Below are 5133 nucleotides of genomic sequence, written 5' to 3'. Positions count from 1 at the left end.
GAGGAGGATGGTGAAGGCGATCGTGAGCGCCGTGGTGTAGCCGTGGACCACCGCCGCGGTGGGGGTGGCCTGGGGGTGTGCGGTGAGGTAGGACGTGGCGGTGCTGGCGGCGACCGTGTTGAGAAGGGCGGTGCCCAGGGCGGCGCCGAGTTGCTGGGACGCGTTGTACGCCGCTGATGCCGACCCGATGTCCTGATGGTCTATCGCGGTGGTGGCCAGGCCGGCGGTGGGGGGCATCACGAGGCCGATGCCCAGGCCGGTGAGGATCAGGGCGGGGACGAGGTACAGGGCGAAGACGTCCGTGGTGGACGCGGTCAGCCGCGTCAGGAGCAGCATCCCCGCGGCCGCGGCGAGGAGGCCGGGGAGGACGAGCGCGGCCGGGGGGACGCGGCCGTGCAGGCGTCCGGCGATGAGCGTCGACGCGAGCAGGGCGGCCAGGGCGTTGATGATCAGGGTGAGGCCCGCCTCGACGGGCGAGTAGCCGAGGACGGTCTGCGTGTAGTAGCTCATGAAGAGGTAGAAGCCGAACATCGCGACGAACATCAGGGTGATCGAGAGGAAGGCGCCGGCCCGTGCGCGGTGCAGCAGGATCCGCATGGGGAGGAGGGGGCGGCGCGTGCGCAGCTCGACGATGACGAACATGGTCAGCAGGACGCCTCCGGCGAGGAGGGCCAGCGCGGAGTTCCGCTTGTCGGACTCGGCTTCGGCGAACGCGTAGACCACCGCCGCGAAGCCCGCGGCGCTCAGGAGCGCGCCCGGCACGTCCAGGCCCTGGCCGCGGCTGTTCGGCCGGTCGCGGGGCACGAGCGTCGTGCCGAGGACGGCGAGCAGTGCGACGGGGACGTTGATGTAGAGGCACCAGCGCCAGCTCGCGTACTCCGTCAGCAGCCCGCCCGCGATCAGGCCGATGGCCGACCCCGCGGCGCCCACCGCCGCGAACACCCCGAAGGCGCGGCCGCGTTCGCGTCCCCCTGTGAAGGTGATCGTCAGGAGTGACAGGCCGGCGGGGGCCAGCGCGGCGGCAAAGACCCCCTGCAGGGCCCGTGCCCCGAACAGCAGCTCGGGGCTTGTGGCGGCGCCGCCCAGTGCGGACGAGCCCGCGAAGCCCAGCAGGCCGACGATGAACGTGCGGCGGTGCCCCAGCGCGCCGCTGATCCGGCCGCCGATCAGCAGGAGGCCGCCGAAGGCCAGCGCGTACGCGGTGATGGCCCACTGCCTGGCGGTGTCGGACATCCCCAGCGCGTGCTGCGCGGACGGCAGCGCGATGTTGATGATCGTCCCGTCCAGCACCACCAGGAGCTGGGCCGCGCTGACCGCGAGAAGCGTCGCCCAGCGCCTTCGACCGTCTTCCACTGTGTCTCCCTAACGTCGTTTGGGATTGCCTAACGTTGTTCGTCTCAGCGAACACTGTAACCTGGCGAGGCGACCGGTCGGCGCGGAAGGGGTGCGATGGGCAAGTCGAGTGATGTGCGCAGCGTCTGGCTGCGGCCCCGGCGCGAGCAGCGAGGGGAGCCGCCGCTGACGCACGCCCGCATCGTCGCGGCGGCGGTGGCCCTGCTGGACGAGGAGGGCATCGACCGGCTCACCATGCGGCGGCTCGCCGAGCGGCTCGATGTCGTCGCGCCGTCGCTGTACTGGCACGTCGACACCAAGGACGACGTGATCGATCTCGCGGTCGACGCGATCTTCGGGGAGGCCCCGCCGGAGCCGGGCACCGGACGCGCGGAGGAGTGGCGCGACGACGTCACGGCGGTCCTGGCCGGCTGGCGGGCCGCGCTGCTGCGCCACCCCTGGGCCGCCGCGGTCCCGGCACGGCGGCGTCCCACCATCGGCCCGAACTTCCTCGCCGGGATGGAGATCCTCCAGGCGACGCTCGCCCGCGCCGGGTTCACCGGCCAGAGCCTCTCGGCGGCGACCTGGGCCCTCTACAACCACGTCATGGGGTCCGCCTCGTCGCAGACCGCACTGCACATCACCGACGAGGAGCGCCGCCTGGGGCAGGAACAGCTGCGGGCGGCCCGTGACCGGTATCCGACCCTGGCCGCCAACGGCTATCTCTACGACGACGACTGGGATGGGAGCTACAGCGCGGGTCTGGCCTACATCCTCGACGGCCTGGAGGCGCAGCTGTAGGCGGCCCACAGGGTGGCCCCTCACTGTTTTTGCTGGTAGAAGGCACAATGAGAGGGTGGCTCGGTGGGTCCTGCACGTCGATCTGGACCAGTTCATCGCCGCCGTCGAGGTGCTCCGCCACCCGGAACTGCGCGGGCGTCCGGTCGTTGTCGGCGGTGACGGCGATCCGGCGAAGCGCGGCGTGGTGAGCACGGCGTCCTACGAGGCCCGTGCCCACGGCGTGCACTCCGGGCTGCCGCTGCGGACCGCGGCCCGCCGCTGCCCCGACGCCGTGTTCCTGCCCGTGGACAGAGAACTCTATGAGTCCGTGTCCGACCAGGTCATGGCGGCGTTGCGGAGCCTCGGCGTCGTGGTCGAGGTGCTCGGCTGGGACGAGGCGTTCCTGGCCGTCGACGGCGACCCGGAAGCGATGGCCCACCAGATCCGCGACCGGGTGCGCGCCGCGACGGGACTCGAATGCACCGTGGGCATCGGCCAGAACAAGCTCCAGGCGAAACTCGCGACCGGCTTCGGCAAGCCCGCCGGGATCTTCCGGCTCACCGCGGAGACCTGGTTCGACGTGCTCGGCGACCGTCCGGCGGACGCGCTGTGGGGTGTCGGCGCGAAGACCGCCAAGCGGCTGGGGAAGCTGGGCATCGCGACGGTCGGCGAACTCGCGGCCGCCGATCCCGACGTCCTCGCCGGAGAGTTCGGCCCCACCAACGGGCCGTGGCTGGTGCTGCTCGCGCGAGGGCTCGACAACTCGCCGGTGAGCGACGCGCCGCACGTCCCGAGGTCGCGCGGCCGGGAGACCACGTTCCAGGACGACCTCCCCGACTGGGCGGACGTGCGCCGCGAGGTCTCCACGCTGGCGCGACGGGTCGCCGGTGACGTCGCCGAGGAGGGGAGGGACGTCGCCCGCGTCATCGTCAAGGTCCGGTACGCGCCGTTCATCACCCAGACCCACGGCCGGACGCTGGACGCCCCGTCCGCCGATGCGGCCCTGATCGAGCAGGCCGCCCTCACCGCGCTCGACGCGTTCACCGGACGCCGCCCCGTCCGCCTCCTAGGCGTCCGCGCCGAATTCCAACGCTGAAGGCGCCGCCGAGCGGAAGGCGAAAACGGATAGCGGGTCGGCGCCGGAGAACAGCAGCCGGATGACGACGATCGCCATGGCCTCCAAGTGGCGGGCCTGGGTGAGGTCGCCCGCTCCAGCGGCTCGGCGCCGAGATCCGTGATCAGCGTGCGGGTCCTCCGTAGGTTCGAGGTCCTGCCGCAGGACGCTAGAAGGACGTGAGGAACCCCACTGTTCCTTACGGGAGGGCCTCGCGGGCGTCCAAGAGCGCGGCCGTGTTGTCCTCGGCCCACCGGGTCAGCGCCGACACCGGGACCAGGAGGCTGCGGCCCAGGTCGGTGAGGCGGTACTCGGTACCGGGCGGAGCGGTCCGCAGGGCGCGCCGTTCGACCAGGCCGTTGTCGCCGAGCCGGCGCAGCGTCTGCGTCAGCATCTTGTTGCTGATGCCGCCGACCGTCCCGCGCAGCTCGCTGTACCGGGCCGGACCGCGGCCGAGCGCCACGATGACGACCACGGACCACGTGTCGGAGATCAGATCCAGGGTCGTCCGGGCGGGGCAGTCGGCGAGGAACACGTCAAAGGCGACCACGACGGAAGCGTAAGCCGGAACCGGAGCCGGTCAGTCGAGAGGGAGCGGACGGCGCGGGACGGGGGCCGACTGGAGGATCGACGTCGTCGTCCGGGCGTACGGGGTGAAGCGGTCGAGGATCGGCTCCAGCTCCTCGACCGTCCGCAGGTGGGCGATGAAGTAGAAGCAGTCGTCGCCCGTGATGCGGTGGCATTCGACGATGGCCGGGATCTCGTCGGCGATCTTGGGGATGCGGCTCAGCTCGCGCGGGCTCGGGTTCACCCGGACGAGGATCGTGATCGGGAAACCGAGCGCGACCGGGTCGACGGACGCGTGGTACCCCGTGATGACGCCCGTCTCCTCCAGCCGCTGGACGCGCTCGGCGACCGCGGGCGCGGACAGCGCCACGCGCCGCCCCAGGTCGGCAAGGGTCGCGCGGCCGTCCCGTTGCAGCTCGGTGAGGATTTTTAGGTCGATCGCGTCGAGCGGCTTGGGTTCGTAGGCGCGGCCCGGCCTGCCCCTTCGGTTCGCCATTCCTCCAACTTACGAACCCGCCGACGATACGGCCATGTCCTTTCCGCCCTGGTCGTACTTCGTCGGCAGCGCGGTCTTCCACTATCTGGGGCCGTCGTTCGCCGTCCTGCTGTTCTCCCGCGTCGGGCCGCTGGGCGTCGCCGGTCTGCGCATCTGGAGCGCCGTCCTGGTGTTCCTGCTGTGGCGCCGCCCATGGCGGACGTTCAATCGCGACACCTGGCGGACGATCGTGCTCTGGGGCGCGGTACTCGCGCTGATGAATTCGTCCTTCTACATGGCGATCGAGCGGCTCCCGCTGGCGACCGTGGCGGCGATCGAGTTCCTGCCCGTCATCGGGCTCGCCGCCCTGGGAATGCGGACACGCCGTAACCTCACCGCACTCGCCGCCGCTGTCGCCGGGGTCTACCTGCTGACGGACGTCCGCCTCGAAGGAGAGCCCCTGGGATTCGTCTTCGCTTTCGCCAACGCGGCCTTGTTCGCCCTCTACGTGGTGGTCGCGCACAAGGCCGCGCAGTCGGACGCGGGAGGCATCGACGGGCTGGCCATGGCAATGGTGGTCGCGACGGTGTTCGTCCTGCCGATCGGCGGGGTCCAGGCGGTGACCGTCCTAGCGGACCCGGTCGCGCTCGCCGCCGGCATTGGGGTGGGCATCTCGTCGTCCGTAATCCCCTACGTTTGCGACCAACTGGCTATGGCGCGCCTGAGCCGCGCCACGTACGCGCTGATGGTCGCTCTGCTGCCCGCCACAGCGACCGTTGTCGGGCTGGTCGTCCTGCGGCAGGTGCCGGTGCCCGTCGAACTCGCGGGAATCGGGTTGGTGATCGCCGGTGTGTCGTTGCACCGT

The 5133-nt window shown here is 71.3% G+C and carries 6 protein-coding genes; 3 read left to right on the top strand and 3 right to left on the bottom strand.

What is annotated here, in order from left to right; genetic code table 11:
* Window positions 1-1353, bottom strand: a 1353-nt coding sequence (locus E1264_RS39865) for an MFS transporter (RefSeq protein WP_132182314.1), incomplete at its 3' end; no start/stop codon positions are given.
* A 96-nt stretch (window positions 1354-1449) separates the two neighbouring features.
* Between E1264_RS39865 and E1264_RS39860 the strand changes: the two genes are divergently transcribed.
* Together E1264_RS39860 and E1264_RS39855 are read left to right on the top strand one after the other, a co-directional pair.
* Window positions 1450-2133, top strand: a complete 684-nt coding sequence (locus E1264_RS39860; protein WP_132182312.1) for a TetR/AcrR family transcriptional regulator C-terminal domain-containing protein — start codon at window positions 1450-1452, stop codon at window positions 2131-2133.
* A 55-nt stretch (window positions 2134-2188) separates the two neighbouring features.
* A complete protein-coding gene (locus E1264_RS39855; protein WP_207936855.1) occupies window positions 2189-3208 on the top strand; it encodes a DNA polymerase IV in 1020 nt (339 codons plus the stop codon).
* Between the two features lie 217 nt (window positions 3209-3425).
* Here E1264_RS39855 and E1264_RS39850 read toward each other — a convergent pair whose 3' ends face one another.
* Together E1264_RS39850 and E1264_RS39845 are read right to left on the bottom strand one after the other, a co-directional pair.
* Window positions 3426-3776 carry a helix-turn-helix domain-containing protein gene (locus E1264_RS39850; RefSeq protein WP_132182308.1) on the bottom strand — a complete coding sequence of 117 codons (351 nt, stop codon included), beginning with the start codon at window positions 3774-3776 and terminating at the stop codon, window positions 3426-3428.
* Window positions 3777-3806: 30 nt separating this feature from the next.
* Window positions 3807-4289 (bottom strand): Lrp/AsnC family transcriptional regulator, encoded by a 483-nt coding sequence (locus E1264_RS39845; RefSeq protein WP_132182306.1) that lies wholly within the window; start codon window positions 4287-4289, stop codon window positions 3807-3809.
* A 34-nt stretch (window positions 4290-4323) separates the two neighbouring features.
* On the opposite strand from E1264_RS39845, the gene E1264_RS39840 reads away from it, so the two are divergent.
* Window positions 4324-5133: EamA family transporter (locus E1264_RS39840; RefSeq protein ID WP_132182304.1), on the top strand; the 810-nt coding region annotated here is incomplete at its 3' end.

The sequence above is a fragment of the Actinomadura sp. KC216 genome (assembly GCF_004348535.1).
Classification (GTDB): Bacteria; Actinomycetota; Actinomycetes; order Streptosporangiales; family Streptosporangiaceae; genus Spirillospora.
This window is presented reverse-complemented; position numbering and strand designations above follow the sequence as displayed.